20 protein-coding genes and 1 tRNA gene are annotated in these 21,072 nt (G+C 46.3%); 5 read left to right on the plus strand and 16 right to left on the minus strand.

Annotated elements, in window-relative coordinates:
- Window positions 1-119: 119 nt before the first annotated feature.
- The 8 genes from E0D71_RS12655 to gorA all read right to left on the minus strand — a co-directional run bounded on the left by E0D71_RS12655 (window position 120) and on the right by gorA (window position 7,469).
- Window positions 120-1,886 (minus strand): GNAT family N-acyltransferase, encoded by a 1,767-nt coding sequence (locus E0D71_RS12655; RefSeq protein WP_207923397.1) that lies wholly within the window; start codon window positions 1,884-1,886, stop codon window positions 120-122.
- Window positions 1,880-2,344 carry a hypothetical protein gene (locus tag E0D71_RS12660; protein WP_133003683.1) on the minus strand — a complete coding sequence of 155 codons (465 nt, stop codon included), beginning with the start codon at window positions 2,342-2,344 and terminating at the stop codon, window positions 1,880-1,882. Before E0D71_RS12660 ends, E0D71_RS12655 begins: the two co-directional genes overlap by 7 nt.
- Window positions 2,345-2,355: 11 nt before the next feature.
- A complete protein-coding gene (locus E0D71_RS12665) occupies window positions 2,356-2,793 on the minus strand; it encodes a YHS domain-containing (seleno)protein (protein ID WP_133003684.1) in 438 nt (145 codons plus the stop codon).
- Complete coding sequence (locus tag E0D71_RS12670; RefSeq protein WP_133003685.1) at window positions 2,790-3,560, minus strand: NRDE family protein; 771 nt, start codon at window positions 3,558-3,560, stop codon at window positions 2,790-2,792. The genes E0D71_RS12665 and E0D71_RS12670 overlap by 4 nt, the downstream gene beginning before the upstream one ends.
- Before the next feature lie 2 nt (window positions 3,561-3,562).
- On the minus strand, window positions 3,563-4,111 hold the full coding sequence (locus E0D71_RS12675; RefSeq protein ID WP_133003686.1) for a DinB family protein: 549 nt from the start codon (window positions 4,109-4,111) through the stop codon (window positions 3,563-3,565).
- A 32-nt stretch (window positions 4,112-4,143) separates the two neighbouring features.
- Window positions 4,144-5,277, minus strand: a complete 1,134-nt coding sequence (locus E0D71_RS12680) for an ATP-grasp domain-containing protein (protein ID WP_133003687.1) — start codon at window positions 5,275-5,277, stop codon at window positions 4,144-4,146.
- Window positions 5,274-5,855, minus strand: coding sequence for a DedA family protein (locus E0D71_RS12685; protein ID WP_207923398.1), 582 nt, complete (start codon window positions 5,853-5,855; stop codon window positions 5,274-5,276). The genes E0D71_RS12680 and E0D71_RS12685 overlap by 4 nt, the downstream gene beginning before the upstream one ends.
- 237 nt (window positions 5,856-6,092) lie before the next feature.
- The gene (gorA, locus tag E0D71_RS12690) at window positions 6,093-7,469 is read right to left on the minus strand and encodes a glutathione-disulfide reductase (RefSeq protein ID WP_133003688.1); all 1,377 of its coding nucleotides are present in this window, start codon (window positions 7,467-7,469) and stop codon (window positions 6,093-6,095) included.
- Window positions 7,470-7,645: 176 nt separating this feature from the next.
- On the opposite strand from gorA, the gene xthA reads away from it, so the two are divergent.
- Together xthA and E0D71_RS12700 are read left to right on the plus strand one after the other, a co-directional pair.
- Entirely contained in the window at window positions 7,646-8,461 is an 816-nt protein-coding gene (gene xthA / locus E0D71_RS12695; protein ID WP_133003689.1) for an exodeoxyribonuclease III, read from the plus strand.
- A gap of 177 nt (window positions 8,462-8,638) precedes the next feature.
- Entirely contained in the window at window positions 8,639-8,956 is a 318-nt protein-coding gene (locus tag E0D71_RS12700; protein ID WP_133003690.1) for a metalloregulator ArsR/SmtB family transcription factor, read from the plus strand.
- A gap of 27 nt (window positions 8,957-8,983) precedes the next feature.
- On the opposite strand, the gene E0D71_RS12705 is transcribed toward E0D71_RS12700, so the two are convergent.
- The 5 genes from E0D71_RS12705 to E0D71_RS12725 form a co-directional block, all read right to left on the minus strand.
- A complete protein-coding gene (locus E0D71_RS12705; protein WP_243712033.1) occupies window positions 8,984-9,709 on the minus strand; it encodes an alpha/beta fold hydrolase in 726 nt (241 codons plus the stop codon).
- 34 nt (window positions 9,710-9,743) lie between these two features.
- On the minus strand, window positions 9,744-10,622 hold the full coding sequence (locus E0D71_RS12710; protein ID WP_133003691.1) for a DNA ligase: 879 nt from the start codon (window positions 10,620-10,622) through the stop codon (window positions 9,744-9,746).
- A 186-nt stretch (window positions 10,623-10,808) separates the two neighbouring features.
- Window positions 10,809-12,737, minus strand: a complete 1,929-nt coding sequence (gene htpG / locus E0D71_RS12715) for a molecular chaperone HtpG (protein ID WP_133003692.1) — start codon at window positions 12,735-12,737, stop codon at window positions 10,809-10,811.
- A gap of 188 nt (window positions 12,738-12,925) precedes the next feature.
- Complete coding sequence (locus tag E0D71_RS12720; protein ID WP_133003693.1) at window positions 12,926-13,627, minus strand: O-methyltransferase; 702 nt, start codon at window positions 13,625-13,627, stop codon at window positions 12,926-12,928.
- Window positions 13,617-14,348 carry a DUF599 family protein gene (locus E0D71_RS12725; protein WP_133003694.1) on the minus strand — a complete coding sequence of 244 codons (732 nt, stop codon included), beginning with the start codon at window positions 14,346-14,348 and terminating at the stop codon, window positions 13,617-13,619. Before E0D71_RS12725 ends, E0D71_RS12720 begins: the two co-directional genes overlap by 11 nt.
- Before the next feature lie 181 nt (window positions 14,349-14,529).
- On the opposite strand from E0D71_RS12725, the gene E0D71_RS12730 reads away from it, so the two are divergent.
- Window positions 14,530-14,614 (plus strand) — tRNA-Leu (locus tag E0D71_RS12730).
- Between the two features lie 240 nt (window positions 14,615-14,854).
- Here the strand turns inward: E0D71_RS12730 and pyrC are convergent.
- The 3 genes from pyrC to E0D71_RS12745 all read right to left on the minus strand — a co-directional run bounded on the left by pyrC (window position 14,855) and on the right by E0D71_RS12745 (window position 18,971).
- Window positions 14,855-15,886 carry a dihydroorotase gene (gene pyrC / locus E0D71_RS12735; protein ID WP_133003695.1) on the minus strand — a complete coding sequence of 344 codons (1,032 nt, stop codon included), beginning with the start codon at window positions 15,884-15,886 and terminating at the stop codon, window positions 14,855-14,857.
- Between the two features lie 169 nt (window positions 15,887-16,055).
- Window positions 16,056-17,906 (minus strand): DEAD/DEAH box helicase, encoded by a 1,851-nt coding sequence (locus E0D71_RS12740; RefSeq protein WP_133003696.1) that lies wholly within the window; start codon window positions 17,904-17,906, stop codon window positions 16,056-16,058.
- 177 nt (window positions 17,907-18,083) lie between these two features.
- On the minus strand, window positions 18,084-18,971 hold the full coding sequence (locus E0D71_RS12745; RefSeq protein WP_133003697.1) for a LysR substrate-binding domain-containing protein: 888 nt from the start codon (window positions 18,969-18,971) through the stop codon (window positions 18,084-18,086).
- A 179-nt stretch (window positions 18,972-19,150) separates the two neighbouring features.
- Between E0D71_RS12745 and E0D71_RS12750 the strand changes: the two genes are divergently transcribed.
- Both E0D71_RS12750 and E0D71_RS12755 read left to right on the plus strand, forming a co-directional pair.
- The gene (locus E0D71_RS12750; RefSeq protein WP_133003698.1) at window positions 19,151-20,080 is read left to right on the plus strand and encodes a DMT family transporter; all 930 of its coding nucleotides are present in this window, start codon (window positions 19,151-19,153) and stop codon (window positions 20,078-20,080) included.
- A gap of 267 nt (window positions 20,081-20,347) precedes the next feature.
- Entirely contained in the window at window positions 20,348-21,070 is a 723-nt protein-coding gene (locus E0D71_RS12755; protein WP_133003699.1) for an SDR family oxidoreductase, read from the plus strand.
- The last annotated feature ends 2 nt before the right edge of the window (window positions 21,071-21,072 follow it).

A 21,072-nucleotide genomic window follows, 5' to 3' on the forward strand; every position in this document is an offset into this window, starting at 1 on the left:
AGGTCATTATTTAGGCTTATCACTCGATAAAATGACTATTTCCAGGTCACATAAGCGCTAGGCAGATGGCCGTAATGTCGGCATTTTTTCCTACATAGGCGCCACAGATGGGCTCCCTTCTACTCGACCCTGTTCTGTAAATAACAGAGCGCTTCGTCTTTCCCCATGTATTTCGAAAGTGTGGCTAAAGGGACTTCTTTTAAATTCACAACGATCAAACCGTCTAAACAATTCTGAAACGCAGGGTCCACATTAAAGCACACCAATTTGCCATTCATTTTCAAGTATTGGCGCAGCAATACTGGGAGCCCTTTTCCTTGTTCCATACGAGATAAAACTTTTGACAACAGCTGCACACTGGCTAAAGCAGACAACAAACCTGACTGCCAAAACGCACTGCTGTTTTTAGATAAGGGCGTCGAAGGTGACACCAGTCGTGCTTTTTGTTCATCGTAATAATGCACAGACAAGGTTTCTGCCATCAACTGACGCGCCACCAAACTGTAATCATTGCTGATGCTCACTGGGCCAAATAAATGCGTGTATTTAGGATGGCGATAAACAAAGGTCGCTATCCCTTTCCACAACATTAACAAGGCGTTTAAGCTTTTCTGATAAGGCGCGGCGACCACAGAGCGTCCCACTTCGATACTCTCATCCATGGTATCGATAAAGGCTTGATCGTAATGAAACAAGCTTCGGGAATACAAACCCTCCAGCCCTTTCTCCGCAATCAGTTTATCCACCATCCCAAGTCGATACGCGCCCACTAGTTGCTTGTCGCTCTTATGCCAAACGAACAGCTGCTGATAATACAGATCATAATCGTCCAGATCACAAGCCAAGCCGCTGCCTTCTCCTACTTCCCTAAAGTTTGCTTCGCGAACACGGCCAATCTCCTGCATCAGGTAAGGAATCTGCTGAGACGACGCGCAATACACGGCAAAATCGCCTTGATCAAGCAGATGATAAGACGCCGGCAAAGCGTCGATTTCTGTCTGCAATAGCTGCTCGTCAAGGGCTTCGATAATAGGCATGCTCATTGCCTGATTCGAGGTTTTTGCCTCCTCTCGCTCAGTTGACCCCATGAGGTATGTATTAAGGCGAAAATAGTTCACCATGTCTTTATCCGACGAGAAATCACGAACTTCACTAAAAGGAATCGCCGCCCCAATCGAAATAGCGATACGAGTCGCCTTTTTATTTAATAGTTCACGACCCAGCATGGCACTTCGTAATAGCGGGTGAACCGTACCGGCTCGATAAAACCACGGACTATTTTGACCATTAATAAAGATGGGGACGGTAGTGGCTTGGCTGTGTTTAACAAACTTAGCCACCGAGTTTCGCCATTCAATATCCGCTAAATGAGCCGATCCCTTGGGGTAGCTAGACACCTCTCCTGCGGGAAAGACCACCAGCAAGCCGCCATCAGCAAGATGTTGATTCGCCTCTACAATTGCTGCGCTGTTGGTCGCTCGGCTGTTTTTCCCGCCAAACACATCCACCCCAATAAACAGATCGTTAATCTCAGGCAGACGCTTTAGCAACTGGTTGGCCAATACCTTCACATCGCCTCGAATGGAGCCAATCAAATCAGCCAAGATGACACCTTCAATCGCCCCTAATGGGTGATTGGCCACAATCACAACCGGGCCACTGGCAGGAATAGTGTCAAGCGCGCCTAACGACACATCATAGTCAATCTTTAGCGCGTCTAAGGTGTAGCGCATGAATTCAAAACTGCTGAGGTTTTCAGGTCGCTGTTGATACAAAGAATCCAACTGGTTCAGTCCCGTCATCCATTCAAGCAAGGTTTCACCAAGCCCAAAAGGCGTCACACGAGGCAATCGAAATGGGCTGGTTAACAGGCTATTGGTTAGCATAATGGTTCACCATCATCATCCAGCCCTTGGCAAGGCGCACTGTGTTTTGACGTTATCTCACGAATAACCAAAAAGCTGCCTGCAAGCCACACTAAACAGGCCAAAATAAATAGGGTTCCTCCATCACTGCCAATAATGTTGCCAGTCTCATTAAACTCCGGCATATAAATGCCAAGAGGCGTAAACAGGTGAAAGAAAATAGCGCCCGACATCACACCTACCGTCAGCAAAGCACCGTAAAACTGGAAGCGGCTAAACAACAAAACACTGGCCACTAGTTCGCCACTACCGACCAAGTAAGCACCGTAATCTCGAAACCAATGAAGGCCAGACCAGGTACTTAAAATGCCAAAAATGTACTGAGTTTCATACGACCCAGTGAACTTAAAGAACAGCGATTGAATAAAAATAAACGCAATAAACACAACAGGAACATAAGATAATATTCTGGCTTTCATAATTTTCTCCGCTATTCCGCAATCAATTGAGGCCAAACACTGTTCGCTTTATTAATAAAATCGACTGGGGCCTTGTCCCATTTCGACTTAATGTCAGCATCGTAATTCAAATACAGCTTCCCATTTACAACCGCCCACTGATGAGGGTCCGCTGGGGCAAAACTGCGCTTCTCTGCGACAGCCCAAGCGCAATAACCACCGTATTGAGGCGCGTATTTTTCTGGGTTTTGTTCAAACATGGCCAAATGCTTAGCGTTAGAAAAATACCAATCAGCCCCTTTATATTCCGTCACAAACTGCTTACTGCCCAACACAGGTTTTTGCTCAGTAAAGTACGCAACCGTGTCATAGCCTTGCAGCGCTTTATTGCTAAAATATCCTGTGTAGACAGGGTCTTGGGAATAACTGAAGGTGCTGACAAACAACAATAACGACAATAAATATTTCATAATAAGCCCTTAATAAGAGAGTCTGTAGAAGGATCATGAGAAGGCAAAGTAACGCACTGCAACGCAAGCGCCGCCTCGGTTAAATGTTGACAAGGTGCCCCACCAACATAGGACATGCTTTGCCCATAAGGTGTCACTTCAACGTGCGTGAAGCTCACCGTATGAGCGTCACTTCTGTGCATGCAGAACGAATGATGAAGTTGCTCTGGGTGATGACTTTGATGCAGAGCCAGCAAATCATGTCGATTGCTCCCTTGCTCTAAGCATGCTTTGTAAGCTTGCTCTCGCGCCTGCTGAACCTCCTCTAAGTCCACACCAGATGAAAATCGAGGTGAACACTCAGAAAAAATCCTAGGGTGTTTTCCATCCCATTCAAACGCCATCACGGCTTTGTCTGTTCGCGTTAACCTTGGGTCAAAAGCCAATAAGGTAAAAGGCGCAAATCTGCTAAGATCTAAAGAGTCAAACGCTGCGTTCAAAGTGGGAATATCCCGTTCACTGGAAAGTCGCTTTAACAATTGCCCACGGCTAATTAATGGGCCACTGGGAGATTGCCCCTGATAGTTATTTAACAAGCACAAAGTCAAACCAAACTCGTTTACACTGATCCAACTGCCATTTGCCACAGGATCAATCGGCATCAACACGGCCACCCCATTCAACGACAATGACTGTGGCGGTAAGGCTACAGCACGACTTTTCTGCTCATCACGATTAAAAAAGAGCTGGTAACCCTCTTCACTAAGCAACCAAGAAACCGAGCACATAACTATTGATCCCGCAAATAAGTGACAGTGGCAGGTGCATAGCCGAAACGGCGGCCAACTTGCCCATTCAACAAACTCACAACCACGTTTGCCATGGCAAAATGATGCGTTGCATGCAAGGACGCAAACGTCAGCTCACGCCCTAGTGTGGAGCCCATTTCGCAGGTTTGTGCGTGGCTCAAAGACACCTCAGCAAACACAGCGACCCTTTTATCAAGAGTCTCTTGATCTAACGTTTGCAACCATTGAGTGACGGTCATAATGGCCGCTAGCGCTTCGGCACGAGAGGTTTCTAAAGCATGACCACGGCGGCGCTGGTTATAATTCGTGGCCGTAGGGTTTTGATAAATACTGTAAAAAACATCCAGTAAATGGCGAAAATGCTCACCAATAGAACTCGTCACATGGGGAGTCGCTACATAACAATATTGCTCATCGCTGATCGATTTTAGAAACTGCCGACCTTGCTCTAGGCTTTCTATGCAACCGTTGATAATCGCGCTGCCGTTTGTCGCTTTTTGCACTAACGGCTTGGTAGAATTCAATGACATAAACCACTCCAAAATAATAATGAAATACTGCGTTAATCCGTCATTGGATACTGTTTCATAAGCGCTTTTTCTTCTTTCCATGCGCCAATCAAGGTTTTAATCGACGCCGGTCTATGACCGCGCCTTTTCTGCTCGGCACCAATCTCAAACAAGAGTCGATATTGCGCCAACAAGGTTCTGTAGATTTCTTTTAAGGGGGTTTTACGGTCCCAAATATGCGCCGCTTCACTGCTCGCGCCATTGAGCTCTAAAATAGTAAAGTCTTCACCCGCCATAAAACGGTTGATATCGCGAAACTTAATGTCCAAACGGCCATAGTAATAGCCGTCGACATCCGCAAGAATCTGATCCAACTTTTGCGTTAAGGCTTCTGAAATGTACTGATTTCCATCACGAAAAATCGAACCACGGCTATGGCTGCCAGCAAAAGCCAATTGAAACTCTTGCCCTTCTGGCAGCACCCAATCCAACTTGTCTTCATGGCGTGGAAAATATAAATGGCTTAACTGACCGGCTCTTGGGTTTTGCTCAATCAGCGCCTTGAGTGTGCGCACCCCATCCCCTAAAACCGAGGGTGTGTATTTCAATGTTATCGAGATGATTTTGCCTTTTGATTCATTCGGATGACGCACATAAAACACGCCTGCTTCTGCTTCATAGGGGGCTTTTTCTTGCAATAAATAACGCGCATCTTGAGGGTAAGAGGCGATATAGTCTTGCAGCTGCTGCGCATTTTTTATCAGCTTAACGCCCACGCCACGGCAGCCTAAATCCGGTTTGGCCACCACAGGAAAACTCAGATTTGCTGCTGCAAGCGTGTGTTGTGCATTGGTATTTTGCTCAGTTAATAACGCCGACGTTTTTATTAACGATACAAAAGGTGAAATCCAAGGTTTCGCAATAGGGCCTGCTAAAGTCAAAATATCGTGCTTAGATTCCCCCACCATACCGCTTAAAAAAATCGTTGGATTTACCACCAAAGGCAAACGAACATCACCATAGCGCACTGCCAATAACAGGCTTTGCACCACCACTGGCGTATAAAAAAACCAACTTGGTAGAAATTCATAAGGCGATACCGCCGCACGGGCGTCTTCAACCAAGAGCGGCATACCGGCATTGATTTTGCCCTCTGGGATACAGGGAACCTTGGTAACTGGGATCATGACAACCTTCTTGATATGGAATAACGGACAATCCGATTGACCGCGTACAACAAGGCAGCGGCCACTAAAATAAGCATCCATTGGTATTGAGCCGCTTGCACCCAAGCACTGCTCCCCAATCGATAGATCAATGAAAAAACAACCGCCACCCAAAGAGTGGTCGACAGCATGGCTGCGCTCAAAAAAACAGTAAAAGGCACAGAGAGGAAACCCGTTAAGGTAAAGCCTGCCGTGCGCAGACCAGGAATAAAACGGATAATACAAAGGTTTAGAAAGACCTGTTTTTGAAAGCGAGTTCGAAGCGGAGTGAAGTATTTATTGTGGTAGATTCGATAGCGTAAAAAACGCACTTTCTTAGCGTAAACACCAATAAGATATAAACCGGCATCGCCAGTAATAATGCCAAACATAATGGCAATCAGGGCATAAGTTGGAGGCAATATATCTTGCGCTGATAATGAGGCCGCCACCACAATAGCGGCGTCTTCCAATAAATAGGAAAAAGCAATAATGCCGGCCATAATGAGCCAAACAGAAGCCGTATCGACATTAATTAACTGTTGAAATTCATTTAACAAGAAAGCCTCTCACTAAGATTTACCCACTTTATTTAATGGTTAGTCGTTAGTGACCGGCTATTTATTACAAATAAACTCCCTACTTTTTTAAATAGATCGTTATTAATCGCTCTCCCCGATAAGATAAACCTTTAAAATCAATACGATAAAATCTGCTCAAAAAAAAGCGCCGGTTAAAAAACCGGCGCTTTTTATGCTACAAACAGCCAACGACCATGTCGTCGGCTACGTTAGATATTATTTTTTAGGCTTTAATGCCGCATCAGAAAAGGTAACAAATTCTTCAGCACTGGTTGGATGAACCCCGACTGTCGCATCAAAATCCGCTTTGGTTGCCCCCGCTTTTAACGCGACGCCCAAGCCTTGCATAATCTCACCAGAATAATCCCCCACCATATGAGCGCCAATGACTTTATCATCGGCGTTGTTTACCAAGAGTTTCATTAGAGCTCGCTCTGTACTGCCACTTAAGGTGTGTTTCATTGGGCGAAAATCGGTTTGATAAACACGGAAGTCCAAGCCACGTTTTTCCGCTTCTTGCTCACTCAGCCCTACGGTGCCGATGGATGGCTGACTGAAAACAGCAGTAGGAATATTGTCATAATCAAAGTCTATTTCTTTGCCATCAAACCAATAGCCAATTAATGCCATCGCTTCTTTAATCGCCACTGGGGTCAATTGAATATTGTCTGTTACATCACCCAACGCAAACACACTAGACGCACTGGTGGTGAAGTTATTGTCCACTTTCACCGCACCATTTTTGCCTGTTTCTATGCCTGCTTTCTCCAATGAAAGCTTGTCCACATTTGGCACTCGGCCTGTTGCGTACAAGATCAAGCCAAACGTCTCAGAATGACCATCTTTAAAGTGAACAATGCGCTCGCCATCTGGTTTCGTGACATCAGCCAACTCGATCGCTTTAACATCGGTATTCAAGCGAACGTCAATGCCAGATTTACGGTATTCTTCTGAGGCAAACTCTCGAACGTCTTGGTCAAAACCACGCAATAATTGGTCGCCACGATACGCTAACGCAGTGTCCACACCTAAACCATTTAAAATGCCTGCAAATTCCACTGCGATGTAACCACCACCCACTACTAAGGCTTTCTTTGGTAGCTCATCTAGGAAAAACATTTCATTAGAGCTGACAACGAATTCGCTGCCATCAAATTCTGGAATAAAAGGCTTAGCCCCTACCGCGATCAAAATACGTTCTGCGGTGTATTGAACACCATTTACTTCTACTGTGTGTGCATCCACAAAAGAGGCAAAGCCTGAAATAATGTTCACACCAGCGTTATTCAGCATGTTTGAGTAAATGCCGTTTAAACGTTCAATTTCTTTGGTTTTATTGTCGCGCAATACCGACCAGTCAAAAGAGGCGCCTGTTGTGCTCCAACCAAACCCTGCTGCCTGCTCAAAGCCATGACCAAACTCAGAACCATAGACAAACAATTTTTTCGGCACACAACCGATATTGACACAAGTACCGCCCAGCGCACTGCCCTCAGCAACGGCCACTTTATAGCCTTTAGCAGCCGCAACACGACTAGCACGTACACCACCAGAGCCTGCGCCAATCACAAACAAATCGTACTGATAGGACATTATTATCTCCAACAAACTAACTATAGATGCCCCGCAGTGTACCAGCAGCACGAACTAAGTAAAAAGCCCTTCAGGTCTTAAGATGAGTAAAAACAATGAAACCACCACCATGAAGCACTTTATGCTCGATACACAACTGGGTATGATTGACGAAATTCGATTACCAAGGAATGACAGTGAAATTTGTCTCTTTTAACATCAATGGTTTACGTGCTCGCCCTCATCAAATTGAAGCGCTGGTTGAAAAACACGCTCCCGATGTCATCGGCCTGCAAGAAATCAAAGTACATGACGATGCCTTCCCTCATGAGATCCCAGAGTCAGTGGGTTATCACGCGTATTATTATGGGCAAAAATCCCATTACGGTGTCGCGATTTTCAGCAAACAAGCCGCCACCTCTATTGAATACGGCTTCCCAGGTGACGACGAAGACGCCCAGCGTCGTATGATCATAGCCACCTTTGATACACCACAAGGCCCTGTGAAAGTGCTGAATGGCTATTTTCCACAAGGTGAAAGCCGCGATCATGAAACAAAGTTCCCAGCCAAAAGAAAGTTTTACGCTGACCTAATGGCTTATTTAGACAATCACTCGCCAGAGGAAAAAATCATTGTCATGGGCGACATCAATATATCGCCCACAGATTTAGACATAGGTATTGGTGAAGCCAATGCGAAGCGTTGGTTACGATCCGGCAAGTGCAGTTTTTTACCCGAAGAACGCGAATGGTTTAAAACGCTTACGGACTGGGGATTTGATGACAGTTACCGCCTGCTGAATCCAACAAAAAATGACCGTTTCAGCTGGTTTGATTATCGCTCTAAAGGCTTTGCGGATGAGCCAAAACGCGGTCTGCGCATCGATGTTATTATGTCTTCTAAAGGGCTTACCCCTTACTTAGAAGCGTCCGATGTAGACTATGAATTAAGAGCATTAGAGAAACCGTCTGACCACGCTCCAATTTGGTCAACCTTTAATTTAGACAAGTAAACTCAAAGGGGTTACCGTTGATTGTTTTTTGAACAAATCAATCCGACGTGCGCCCCTTATGAGCAAGATCACGATCACCGAAGACTACCCCCAGATTTATCCACAGACTATGTGGATGAATTCACAAATTGAAATAAAATTGAACACGCCATCACACAATGAGAACAAGAGAAACCAATGCCAAAAAATGACCTTCCATTGGATGAAATGGCAAAACAGTCCGCTCAAGCGGCGGCGTTTTTAAAAGCCATTAGCAATGAAAACCGCCTGATGATCCTTTGCTACTTATTGGATGAAGAGCTGTCCGTTTCAGCACTGAACAATAAACTGCCTCTTAGCCAGTCCGCCCTGTCCCAGCATTTGGCGATACTGAGAAAAGATGGCTTAGTGGAAACGCGACGCGACTCCCAGACTATTTATTACCGGATCGGTGACCCAAAAGTCATTACCCTAATCCGTACCCTGCATGATTTGTTTTGCCCTTCTCTCAACTAAGCGCACTGGGATTAACCAGCCCGCACTTTAAGCCTGTCCTCGCTTGAAGGGCGACGCTCTTTGTGGGAAACGAAAGAACGCCTGTATTTTTTGAGCAAACCAAACAGGTTGCTCAAGCGGAATCATATGCCCACAGTGCTTAACAGAATGACAAGACACATTAGAATAATGCTGAAGCTGCTCACAAATATCATCGGGCAGCAGAACATCCTCTTCTCCGATGCAGAAACAACAGTCTATCGGCAGTGTACTGAGCGCAGGCCAAAGAGTCGGTCGTTCTAACGAGCTGCTCAACTGCTGAACTAACACACTTTCTCCCAAACTGGCGTCCATGCTTTGAATCAGCTCGATCAGAAAATCGCTTTTTTTATTACGCTCGCCCAGCATCGCAATCGCTTTCTTTTTAGGAATGCCGTGGTAACCCTGCTTCAGCACCCAGTTTAATGCCTGCTTACGCTGCGCTATTTCATTTTCCATTAACCCCATTGCCGCATTGGACACCACCATTAACTGCTTAATACGAGCGGGGTATTTCACCGCGAAAGCGCTCGCCAAATAGCCCCCCATGGAAAAACCCAATAGACAAATAGGCTCATCTGGTAATAACGCCGCTAAGGCGCTCACAATGCCATCAATAGAGTCTTCCATCGGCAGCGAAATAGGCTGCAGCTTGATGTCATTTAACAATGGCTGCGTCAGTTGCCATAAGCGCTCATCGCACATGGTGCCGGGTAAACAATAAACGTTTTTCAAAGAACCTCTCTTTTTTCTGTTCAAGGGTAGCTTTTCAAGGGGACGTCTCAGGTGTGTTGCGCACTCGTAAAAAACTGGCAAAACGAGGCACCCCTTTATTGGTGTGACCATGGTATTTGTAAGTGATGGTAGCGCCAATGCTCGGAGGATTTGCGCGCTCTGCATCCGAAAACCCAGAGCCAATTTTAAAGCGAATACCGGCTGGCGTCTCCACCAATAAGGCCCCCATTTGATTTGTGTATTTTCCTTTTCCTGGGCTGATTCCCACAACGGTTGCCTCATCGTCCATAAAAGGCTTCAACTTAAGCAAGTTGTCACTGCGCCCTCCTGAGAACATGGCGGATTTGCGATGCAGCATCAAACCTTCAGCACCACGGCGAACATATTGCTCTAGTCGCTCAGCCAGCTGTTGATTGTCTGCTAGGGTGAACTGCTCGACCGCAACCACAAAGGGCACGTTGAGCTGGGTGACAAGATGACGATACCGCCGACTGCGCTCCAAAAAGGTATGCTCGTAATCTGGCGCATCGAACACAAGGTATTGTAGCTGACGCCATTCGCTATCAATAGGCGACGCTTTCGACGTGACTGAGGCAATAAACTGAAAGTCACCACGCTTTGACCAGAGCTCACCATCCAACCAGACATTCGGTAATGCCTCTGTGAACCAGCTAGGTGCGTGAATACGCTTGCCAGTGCGGCTCAATAGCTCAGAGCCTGTCCATATACCGCGTACACCATCGTACTTTTCACTGATCAAAAAGTCTGCCACTGAACCGGTATCAAGATACCGTTTTGCCAATTGCACCGCTGGCGACGCCAGGCTAGCTTGAGAAAACAACAGCACAGTAAACACGACAACGAAGAATGCCTTAGATAGACACAAGTAGGACCGCTTATTAGGTTGAATCATCATCCACTCCTTGGATTCGAAATAATGGCTTTGGTGCGCTCCTCATCTCCCCAAACAATCCATTGTCTGAGGCCCTGTCCCTGACACTCTCAAGCGTCAAGGCACACCAACTGACGAAAAAAAACTCATACCCTGTTAAGAGTATGAGCTTTTAGTGTACGACAGAGTGAGTGATTTAACCTGTGATTATTTGCTTAGCTGAACGATCAATTTGTTCATGCGATTAACAAATGTTGCAGGATCTTCAAGCTGGCCACCTTCAGACAATGTGGCTTGTTCGAACAACAACCACGCCATGTCAGAGAAACGGTCTTCATCAGATTCAGAATCCATTTTCGCGACGATTGGGTGATCTGGGTTCACTTCTAAGCTCGGCTTAGAGTCTGGCAATTGCTGACCCGCTTGCTCAAGCAAACGACGCATTTGCAAGCCCATATCATGCTCACCAACCACAAGACACGCAGGAGAACTGGTTAGACGATCGGTGCTTTTAACATCCGCTACCTTGTCATCCAGCACTTTTTTCATGCGCTCTAGCAAAGGTTTAAGTTGCTCTGCTTTTTCTTCTTTCTCTTTCTTCGCTTCTTCACTTTCGTCTTCAGCGATATCCAGCTTACCTTTGGTCACATCTTGGAAAGATTTTCCGTCAAACTCTTGCAGAGAAGACATCATCCATTCATCGATGCGATCGCTCAACAACAGAACTTCATAACCTTTCTTACGAAGAATCTCTAGATGAGGGCTGTTTTTCGCCGTATTGTGGCTTTCAGCGTAGATGTAGTAAATCTTATCTTGGCCTTCCGCCATGCGCTCAATGTATTCAGCCAAAGAAACCGTTTGCTCAGGCGCATCGGTTTTCGTGGTACTAAAACGAATGAGAGCGGCAATCTTATCTTTGTTGCCCATGTCATCGGCAGGACCTTCTTTGATGACATTACCAAACTCGTTCCAGAATTTTTGGTATTCTTCTGGCTCATTTTTCGCCATTTTAGCCAGCATATCCAACACACGTTTAGTCAATGCTGAACGCATAGAGTCAACCGCGTGGTCGTTCTGTAGAATTTCACGCGATACGTTCAAAGACAAATCGTTAGAATCCACCACACCTTTTACAAAACGCATGTAAGGCGGTAGGAAGGCTTCGGCTTCATCCATGATGAAAACACGTTGCACGTAGAGTTTTAGACCACGCTGCATGTCGCGGTTCCAAAGGTCATACGGTGCTTTGGATGGAATGTACAATAAGCTTGTGTATTCCAACTTACCTTCGACTTTGTTATGTGACCATTTCAAAGGCGCTTGGTAGTCATGAGAAACGTGCTTGTAAAACTCTTCGTACTCTTCTTTGGTGACGTCGTTACGAGGACGAGTCCACAAAGCTTTTGCAGAGTTAACCGCTTCGAATTCTGGCGCTTTGGTTTCATCCAAAGGTTTTGGATTGCCCTCTTCATCCATTTCTGGATAAACCGGTTTTTCCATTTCCACAGGAATGGAAATGTGGTCTGAATATTTAGTCACCAAAGAGCGCAGACGGAAGTTATCCGCAAAGTCTTTCTCATCGGCTTTAAGATGCAAGGTAATGCGCGTACCGCGAGTCGCTTTCTCGATGGTTTCAATGGTGAACTCACCAGAACCATCAGACACCCAACGAACCGCTTCGTTTTCAGAAGCCCCTGCACGGCGAGTCTCAACCGTCACTTTATCGGCAACGATGAAAGCAGAGTAAAAACCAACACCGAACTGACCAATTAGTTGACTGTCTTTCTTCTGGTCGCCACTTAGTTGCTCCAGAAAAGAAGAAGTACCAGACTTAGCGATAGTACCTAAGTTCGTAATGGCTTCTTCACGGGACATGCCCACACCGTTATCATCAATAACCACTGTGTTCGTGTCTTTATCAAATTCAATGCGAACGCGTAGGTTTGGGTCTTCAGCGAGAAGGTCTGCGTTAGCGACAGACTCAAAGCGAAGCTTGTCTACTGCGTCGGACGCATTAGAAATCAGCTCTCTTAGAAAAATTTCTTTGTTGGAGTACAAAGAGTGGATCATCAAATGAAGTAGTTGTTTTACTTCTGTTTGGAATCCCAACGTTTCTTTTTGAGTATCAGTTGCCATGTTATAGCTTGCTCCTATTTGAATGAACCCTTAGACAAAGCCAAGGGTGTATTTCTTAATACTTGTGCCTTCTAGATAAAGCCTCTTGAACAGATTTCAAGAGGCGTATTTATAAAAAAGAAGAAGAAAACACAAAAAATTCAGATACATGAGCCAATTAACGAGCAAAAAGGAGGGCCATAAGAGGATTAGGTGTTTTTTCGTACTAACGTTAAACCATCGCCAATTGGAATCAATGACAGCTCAACGTCCTTATCTTGATGAATGGTTTTGTTCAACTCTCGAACCACGCAAGTGTCTTTGTCATCAAATGCGTCATCCGCCACATTTCCCCACCACAAGGTATTATCAATCAACAGACAACCTCCTGGTCGCAGCAATTGTTTCGCCAAATGATAGTAAGCGAGCAAATTCTTTTTATCGGCATCGATAAAGATAAAGTCAAAGGTGCCCGCTTCATCGAGCAATGCCTCAAGTACTGGTAACGCCTTATCACAATAGGTTGTGACGCGGTCTAGCACCCCCGCCTCGTCAAGATAGCGGGACGCGATGTCCAACCACATTTGTTTCTTTTCAATCGCAACCAAGGTGGCGTTGGTCGGCATCGCCGTCGCCATCGATAAGGTGCTGTAGCCAGTGAATACGCCAATTTCCAATAGTTTCTTCGGCGCTTGCAGCTTCACCAGCAAACTCAATAACTGCCCAACTTCAGGCGAAAGTTGCATTCTCGCCATATGATATTGCGCAGTTTCACGTCGTAAGGCTTTTAATATATCGCTCTCACGGACTGAGACATCGACTAAATATTGATACAACCTATCATCCACCTTAACGGTGCGATTGGTTGGATTATCATGATCAGGTAACGGTTTAGGAAAATTAGGAAGCATGAGACTTAATAACGAGCCCTCGACTCAATGTTTTAAAGGTTTTAGATCTAAACTCGCGACGGTACAACACAGCCACAACCGTAATGCTCGCCGCCATACAAAAATAAGGCCCTAGGAACCAAGCGCAAAATGCCATGGCAAAATAATACGCTCGCAAACCATAGTTGAATTGGTTGGCCGCCAAACTGCAAATTTGCGCCATGTGCATGGCATAAAGCTCTCGCTCACTGTCTTCGATGCCTCGTTCTGTGGCCAGAGGGGCACTGCCAACCAAGACGGAACAAAAATTGTATTGTCGAACCGACCAAGTAAAGGTGAAAAAGGCATAGGCAAAAATCAATACCAGCACAATGATTTTAAGCTCCCACTCTTGACGACTACTGGGCGACATCAAATAAAAATCGGATAACACCTCAAGCGCCTCGCTAGAATACTTAAAGCCTGCAAACAAACCCGCAATAATAAGCAATGAACTGGAGGCAAAAAACAAACTGCTTCGTTCTAGATTCGCCATAACGGACGCGTCGGCAATGCGGTTATCTCGTCTTAACAAACGTGACATCCACGCCAAACGAAATTGGTGCAATACGCTAACAAGGCAAGAACGTCGTTTGGAGTTATAAGTGGCATAAAAAGCATACCCACCCCAACAAAGAACAAAAACAAATAAGGTAGCAAGATCAAGAGGATCAAGAAGCGAAGAGACGGAGCGGCTTTCCATTTTGGAACTCTTTCAGCAGACGATTTAAAAGGAGGTCTTCATTAAATCACTTTTCGCCCTCTTTGTCCTAGTTACTGCGAGCAAAAATAGAAAAGATAAAAGCCAACTATTATTCTCGAAAAAACAAAAAAGTCTTGCATAGTCGCTAGATATACGTATTATGCACGCGTCAACACGACATGCGGATGTGGTGGAATTGGTAGACACGCTGGATTTAGGTTCCAGTGCTTCACGGCGTGAGAGTTCGAGTCTCTCCATCCGCACCATTTAATATCCTTCTAGCACTCCCCTATCGAATCCCTTAATTATTGTCTTTTGCCTGCATTACTTTGCTTCAAAATCGCTTATTTGCGTTATTTCCACTGTTTTATATTTTCCCCCGCTGAAAACAAAAAAAGTCGAGCCCATTGCTGAACTCGACGTATTTTATAAGGCTTTTCTTCACTCTCTTAATGGTGAGAAAAACATCTCAGCACAGTCATTTCAGCACAATCATTTCAGCACAGTCATTTCAGCTTCCAATTGACTTGCTTACCAGCAAAGAAAGGCACAATAGGGTCGCCATTTGGCAAAACAATGCTATCTGGAACTTGCCACGCCTGCTTCACAAGAGTGACTGTCTGCGTATTGCGAGGTAAGCCATAAAAATCGGCACCATACAGGCTAGCGAAACCTTCCAGCTTATCCAAAGCGTCTAATTCATCAAACACTTGCGTATAAAGCTCTAAAGCAGACCAGGCACTGTAACACCCAGCACAACCGCAATCCGACTCTTTGCGATGCTTAGCGTGCGGCGCAGAATCCGTGCCCAAGAAAAATTTAGGCGAACCAGACTTCACCACAGCACGCAATGCGTCTTGGTGAATGTTACGCTTCAACACTGGTAAACAGTAATTATGAGGACGCATACCGCCATCCAACATATCATTACGGTTCAACAATAAATGTTGCGGCGTAATAGTCGCAGCAACACCGTCACGCGCTGACAGCACAAAGTCCACCGCATCTTTTGTCGTAATGTGTTCAAACACGACTTTTAAGTTAGGCACTCGCTCAACGATTTTGACCATATGTTGATCGATAAACTCTTTCTCGCGATCAAAAATATCAATGTGCTTTTGCGTCACTTCACCGTGAATCAACAACAGCATGTCGTTATCGGCCAACGCCTCAAACACAGGGTACAATGACTCCAGTGAATTCACACCAGAATCCGAATTGGTTGTCGCGCCTGCAGGGTACATTTTAGCCGCCAGCACACCCGCCTTTTTCGCAGCCTGAATGTCTTCTACCGAGGTTTTATCGGTAAGATAAATGGTCATCACAGGGGTAAAAGTACTGCCCTCAGGTCGAGCCGCCAAAATACGCTCTTGGTAACTCAGCGCCAAGGCAGCCGTCGTAACCGGTGGCACCAGGTTTGGCATCACGACCGCACGCTCAAAACAACGCGCCGTTGCTGGTACGGTTTCCAATAGCATATCGTCATCACGAAAATGAAGATGCCAATCATCTGGCTTGATTATAGTAATTTCGTTCATCACAGGCCTTTTGGTCAAAAAAAGAAAGCAAGGGGATTCTAACAGAATCACAACACAGAGACAGCGCAAAGCGAGACGCAAGCCTATTTCAGGATACGACAAGCCATAAAAAAAGGCTGAGCAACTTAGCTGCTCAGCCTTTTTAATGTTTTTACGCTACAAAACAGGATTAACTGTCTTTGCGAGGTGCTCTTGGACGACGGTCACCACGATTATTATCGCGATTACTCGGACGACGACGATCACCAGAACCGTTACTGCTTGGACGACGGCGAGCCGGCGCTGCTGCAAGTTTGTTCAATGCATCTGCATCTTCAAGTTTGGCAATCTCAGAACGCTGACCGCAAATACGGGTTTTGTTCAATTTATCGATCGCTTCCGCTTTAAGATCTGTTGGCAAATCAACAGTCGCAAAGTTTTCGTAGATTTCGATATGACCAATGTAACGGCTTTCAATGTCCGCTTCATTCGCAATCGCGCCTACGATGTTACCTGGCTTAACACCATCGCTGTAACCAACTTGAACCACATAACGCGTCATCGCGGTATTTGGATCGTCTTTCAATGGCATAGCGTCTTTCGTAACTGGACGTTGCTTGCGTTCACGTGGCGCGCGATCTGGACGATCACCGCGATCTCCACGGTCTGGACGATCACCGCGATCAGAACGTTCGCGACGCTCTTGACGCACTTCCATCTCAGACAATAGCAAAGGCGTTTTGCCTTGTGCCATGTGAGCCAAAGCAGCGGCCATTTTCAAAGGATCAACTTCGTTCTCTTTTTGGTAGCCTTGAACAAGCTCCAAGAAGAAATCTAAGTTTTCATTATCCATTGTGTCTGTAATGCGCTGTTTGAAACGACTTACGCGCTGCTCATTAATATCAGAAGCAGTTGGCAAGTTCATTTTCTCGATCGGCTGACGAGTCGCACGCTCAATGGCTTGCAACATACGACGCTCACGATGAGCAACAAACAAGATCGCAGTACCAGAACGACCGGCACGACCAGTACGACCGATGCGGTGAACATAAGACTCTGTATCGTATGGAATGTCGTAGTTGACTACGTGACTAACACGCTCAACGTCCAAACCACGCGCTACAACGTCGGTTGCAACAAGAATGTCAATCTGACCTTTCTTAATGCGATCAACCGTACGCTCACGTAAATTCTGACTAATGTCACCGTTTAGGGCTTCACAAGCGTGACCACGAGCGGTTAGCTTTTCAGCCAATTCCACTGTCGCCGCTTTCGTACGAACAAAGATGATCATGCCATCGTGTTCGTTCATTTCAAGAATACGTGTCAAAGCGTCTAACTTATGTAGACCACTTACCTGCCAGTATTTTTGAGAAATAGTTGTCGCAGTCGATGTTTTCGTAACGATTTTGACTTCTTTAGGATTGTTCAAATGACGGTTAGCCACCTGACGAATCACAGAAGGCATAGTCGCGGAGAACAACGCAATTTGACGAGTTGGTGGTGTCTGTTCAAGAACCCACTCAACATCATCGATAAAGCCCATACGTAACATTTCATCGGCTTCATCAAGAACCAGCGCTTTAAGGCCATCTAGTTTCAATGTTTTACGACGAATATGGTCCATAACACGACCAGGAGTACCAACAACAACTTGAACGCCACGCTTTAGCTGACGAAGTTGAGTGTCGTATGACATGCCGCCGTAAATAGGCAGAACATGAAAATCTGGAAGGTGGCGAGCATAAGTTTGAAATGCTTCAGAAACCTGAATAGCAAGTTCACGAGTTGGAGCCAATACAAGTAGCTGTGTCGTTTTGTCTGTAACGTCTATGCGAGACAGTAGCGGTAGCGCGAACGCCGCCGTCTTACCAGTACCCGTCTGCGCTTGCCCCAGAAGGTCTCGGCCTTCTAGTAAATATGGAATACTTTGCGCTTGGATAGCTGAGGGTTGCTCATAACCGAGGTCGGCAACCGCTTTAAGAACAGGGGCAATTAAGCCCAACGAATCAAATGTAGGCTGAATTTCAGCGTCAGACATGTAAATGTGTACCTTTTTTTGGTGGGATCAAGGCCTGTAACAACTTACACGCCTTAACGAAATTACTCTGGAAATTCTCTGAGGAAAACCTGATCAGGTATTATATACGAACAAGAAAAATTTAGCCAGTGGACAATCCAAGCAAAATCAAGGCCAAGCAAAATTAAGGCACCCTCTTTATTCAGAAACAGCGTCGAAGGAAAGCCGCTTGGCACACCAACCCCAGATGTCTTGCGCGGCTTTTCTGTGCGCAGGCAAGCGCTTACGCACTAAAAAATAATGAGGTTCAATGGTTAACGACTGGGCCATTACTTGCACCAAACGCCCAGCCTCAAGATCTTGCGCCACAAAAGCACGACACGCTATTGCCACCCCTTGGCCTGCCAACGCGGCGTCCAGCGCCAGTGTTGTTTGATTAAACACCGCGCCAGGCAGTTTGCCCCGAGAATGCAAGAACGCAGGCCAATGCTGGTGCGAGTCATGCAAAAGCGGCAACCCTTGCACCTCTTTTGCAGTCAAAGGAAGCTCTGCGGTTTTCAATAAATGCGGACTGGCCACAGCAACCAGTTCTTGCTGAAACAAGCATTGCGCCTCAAGGTTGGCCGGAAATACCCCTTTTGTTAAACGCACCGCTATATCCACTTGGTCACGATCGAAATCGGCTAAAGACTCCGTGGCCACAGTACGTAGCTCCACATCAGGGAAAGCCGCATTTAATTCCGCTAGACGCGGAATCAAAAGCTTTGTCGCGAAACTTGGTGGCACACTGATGGTGACCGTGTCTGGGCTGGCCAACAGCTGCTCGGTTGCTTCACCCAACACATCAAACGCCCGAGTGATTTCAGCAAAATACACCGCCCCTGGCGACGTCAGAATCAAACCTCTGGGCAAACGCTGAAACAAGACAATCCCCAAATGCTCCTCTAACGCCCGCACTTGCTGGGCAACCGCACCTTGGGTCACACCCAATTCATCCGCTGCCGCTCGAAAATTTAGTTTCCTGCCCGCCGCTTCAAACGCTCGTAAGGCATTTAAAGAAGGCAATTTACGACGTGAATACAACATCCATCTACCCTGTAATTTTTCTACAGGCTAGCATGTTTATTTATCGCGCGAAAGAAAGCCGCTTTGCGGCTATAATTTAAACACAAGCAAACAAATTAATACTGAACGCACCCAACTAACTTACAAAATTAACCCTTAAAACAAAAAGCACAAACCAGCCCACATAAAGGAGCAACAAGGTGTTTCGAACCTATCTTGCATTGGTCGCCTTAGGCGTCATTTGGGGGTCTAACTTCATTTTTATGAAATGGGCAACCGATTTAATTTCCCCAACACAAACCGTCTTTTTGCGCGTATTTTTTGGCTTTGTTCCACTATTGCTGGTCGCCATCAAAGCGAAAGTCATTACCCGCCAACAACTCAAACACCTCCCCCACTTCGCCATCATGTCCGTACTAGCCACCACTTTTTACTACTATGGCTTTGTGGCAGGAACCGCTCGCCTTCCCACCAGCATCGCTGGCTTGCTGAGTGGCTCCATTCCTATTTTTACTTTTATATGCGCTTTTCTATTCCTACGCCAAGACCGTCCCACATGGCAAATGGGCGCTGGGGTATTGCTAGGATTCATTGGCATTGCCGTGAGCGCACGACCATGGGAAGGTGTCGCCGGTGCTGAATTGGCAGGAATCCTTTGGATGCTAGCAGGCACATTTAGCCTTGGGGTGTCTTTTGTTTATGCCCAGCGCTTTTTATCCCCGCTAAAAATTCCACCACTGGCTTTAGCCACATGGCAAACAGGTTTCGCCACCCTTACCTTGCTTGTGCTAACACCTTTCGATGGCATTAGCGCCATTGCCAACGACCAACGCGCTCTACTTGGCGCCATTCTAGGCTTAGGCATATTTGGCACAGGCGGCGCCTTCTTCATCTACTACTTTGTTATTGAAAAACTCGGTCCAGTGCGAGCTGCAGGCGCTACTTATATCGCGCCTGTCGTGGCGGTTTTAATCGGTGCAATCGTAGGCGAAGACATTACAGGCACTGTGATTTTAGCCCTTTGTATGATCCTAGGTGGCGTCGTCCTAATACAGACAGGCAAACGCAAAATCCCCCTTGCAGCACATTCAAAACAGCAAACAACAGACGCGTCAGCACAGATCAAATAAACCTCTTATCAAGCAACAAGCTGTGTCGCTAGCAGCAGACGCCACAAGGCTAGCGACATTGCCACTTCAATAGCCAAACAAAATCCTGATGCGCCTCAGTGGACTCACACAAAATACCTTCTCAAGTGACCCTTCCGCACTACCCAAAACACGTTTTACAGCACCAATAATCAATAGTTTTTCTACTGGATAGCGCGCATATTTATCGCGCGAACTATCTTCTACTATTAGACATACTATTCCTTCACCCGCATGAAGGAGCACACCATGAATCCACAAGCAGTAAACACTCAACAAAAAGTAGCCCTAATCACCGCCGGCGGCTCTGGCATGGGCGCTGCCGCCGCCCGTAAGCTCGCAGAAGATGGCTACCATGTTGCGATCCTGTCCTCTTCCGGTAAAGGCGAAGCCCTTGCCAAAGAACTCGGCGGCATAGGTGTTACCGGTTCAAACCAATCCATCGACGATGTACAAAAGCTGGTTGATCTAGCCATGGAGAAATGGGGACGCATTGACGCCCTAGTGAATTCCGCCGGTCACGGACCGCGCGCACCCATTCTCGACATATCCGATGAAGACTGGCATTTAGGAATGGAAGTGTATTTTCTGAGTGCGGTACGCACTATTAGACTGGTCGCGCCTATTATGGCGGCGCAAGGCGGTGGCAGCATAGTGAACATATCAACCACGTGGGCCTTTGAGCCTACTGAGGTTTTTCCAACTTCGACCGTTTTTCGCGCAGGGCTGGCCAGCTTCACCAAAATTTTTGCCGATCGTTATGCAAAGCAAAACGTTCGCATGAACAACGTATTACCCGGATGGATTGATAGCCTCCCCGCTACGGATGAACGAAGAGAGAGCGTGCCCATGGGACGCTATGGTAAAGCCGAAGAAATCGCAGCCACCATTGCTTTTTTACTGTCAGATGGTGCCGGTTATATAACAGGACAAAACTTACGGGTCGATGGCGGCGTAACGCATTCCATTTAAAT

The sequence above is a fragment of the Marinomonas sp. KMM3893 genome (genome assembly GCF_004352855.1).
Classification (GTDB): domain Bacteria; phylum Pseudomonadota; class Gammaproteobacteria; order Pseudomonadales; family Marinomonadaceae; genus Marinomonas; species Marinomonas arenicola.